Annotated in this window: 1 protein-coding gene and 1 pseudogene; both read left to right on the top strand. The window is 71.9% G+C overall.

From position 1 onward, the window contains the following. Window positions 1-355, top strand: a pseudogene (locus JL475_RS38830) (transposase); the annotation flags it as partial. A gap of 236 nt (window positions 356-591) precedes the next feature. Next, a complete protein-coding gene (locus JL475_RS38825) occupies window positions 592-1,809 on the top strand; it encodes an MFS transporter (protein ID WP_202282899.1) in 1,218 nt (405 codons plus the stop codon). Window positions 1,810-1,820: the final 11 nt, after the last annotated feature.

The following is a 1,820-nucleotide window of genomic DNA, read 5'->3' as shown; positions in this document are numbered from 1 at the left end:
CGCACACACCGCTGCAATAAGCGCCGAACGTGGCAGTACCTGTGGCGGGCCGTCGACCAGGACGGCAACGTCCTGGAAATCCTGGTCCAGCCGAGGCGGGACGCCAAGGCCGCCAAGCGGTTCCTGACCAAGCTCATGAAGAAGCAGCGGGTACCCAGGGTCATGGTCACCGACCAGCTCCGCTCCTACGGCACCGCCCACCGGAAGCTGACGCCCTCGGTCGAGCACCGCTCCCACAGGCCTGAACAACCGGGCCGAGAACAGCCACCAGCCTGCCCGGCAGCGCGAACGGGCCAGGAAAGGCTTCCGCTCCGTCGGCGGAGCCCAGCGGCTCCTGGCCGCGTTCAGCGGCATCTCACCCCACTTCCGCCCCCGCCGCCACCTGATGACCGCCGCCGAACACCGCCTCGAGATGACCATCCGGCTCACCCTCTGGGACCACATCACCAAGAACATCGGCCGGCCCACCCAGGGCTGAGCACCGGCCCGGAACCCGGCCCCATCACACCGTCAGACACCCACGCACTCAACAACGTGACAACGCCTTCGCTGAGCCTTCCGCGCCAACCACCTCACCTTCCGGAGCCTGCCATGTCTCTGCTCGCCCGAACCCACCCCCGCCACGCCGCGCAGGCATCGCGCCAAATCCCGGCCGCATGGCTGGCGTTACTGGCCACTCCGGTCGCCGCGAGCGCCAATAGCCCGGTCCTGATCCTCCCGGACATGGCCGACTCGCTCGGCATCCGTACGGCCACGGCGACCTGGCTCGTCACGGTCTTCGCCTGGGCCATGGCCCTCGGCACCCCGCTAATGGCGGGCCTGCTGCACCACCGCGGGCTGGGCAGCACGCTCAGGCTGAGCGCGGCCCTGATCGTGGCCGGCACCGCGATCGTCGCCATGGCGCCCTGGCTGCCGCTGGCCATGGCGGGCCGGGCGGCCCAGGCGATGGGCGGCGCCGGCCTGATCACCGCGTCGATGAGCCTGGCGGGCTCGGTCCGCCGGATGGGCATGATCACGGCGGGCTTTGGGACGTTGGGCGCGGTCGGGCCGCTGCTCGGCTCGACGATCGCGGGCATGGCCTCCTGGCGGGTGTCCCTCGCCGTCGGGGCGGTCGCGCTCCTTGCCCTGCCGGCGATCATGCGCCGCGCCGACCTGTCCGCACCGCAGCAGAGCACCCCCTTCGACGGCCGGGGCGCCGCCCTGCTGGTCCTAATGGCGACGGCCCTGGTGCTCATCCCGCGCTACCCGCTCCCGGCGGTGGCCGCCTCATTGGTGATGGCCGCGCTGCTGGCCCTGCACATCCGGTCCAACCCCACGGGCTTCGTCCCGGCATCGCTGCTGCGCACCCGGGCGTTCGCCCTCTCCGCCCTGCTCGCCTGCACCTTCGCGACCTCGTACTTCACGCTGCTCTTCACCGTCCCGCAGCTGCTGCGCGACCGTACCGGCTGGTCGACCTCCACGATCGGCACCGACCAGCTGGTCGCCCTCCTCGCGGGCTCGGGGCTCTCCATGGTGCTGGCCGCGGTCTCGGCCCGGATGAGCCGCCCACAGGTCCTGACGATCCTGCTCACGGTCGGAGCGCTGGCCCCGCTCACCGCAGTACTGACCCCCTGGGCGCCGCTGCTTCTGCTGGTCGCGACGCTGGCCGTCTTCACGACGAGTGCGGGCCAGGCGACGCTCGCGGTGTACGCCACCCAGGCCGCGCCGCTCGCCCAGCGCCCCACGGCGATCGGCCTGTTCAACCTCTGCTACCAGCTGGGCGGCGCCTTCGGCCCGGCAATCGCGGCCCTGATCACGCTGGGCGGCTGAGTAGGGTCGGG

The organism is Streptomyces sp. M2CJ-2 (assembly GCF_016757295.1).
Taxonomy (GTDB): Bacteria; Actinomycetota; Actinomycetes; order Streptomycetales; family Streptomycetaceae; genus Streptomyces.
This window is presented reverse-complemented; position numbering and strand designations above follow the sequence as displayed.

Bases quoted from the DNA above. Each gene is read 5' to 3' on its own strand.
- JL475_RS38825 (WP_202282899.1), top strand. From the start codon at position 592: ATGTCTCTGCTCGCCCGAACCCACCCCCGCCACGCCGCGCAGGCATCG.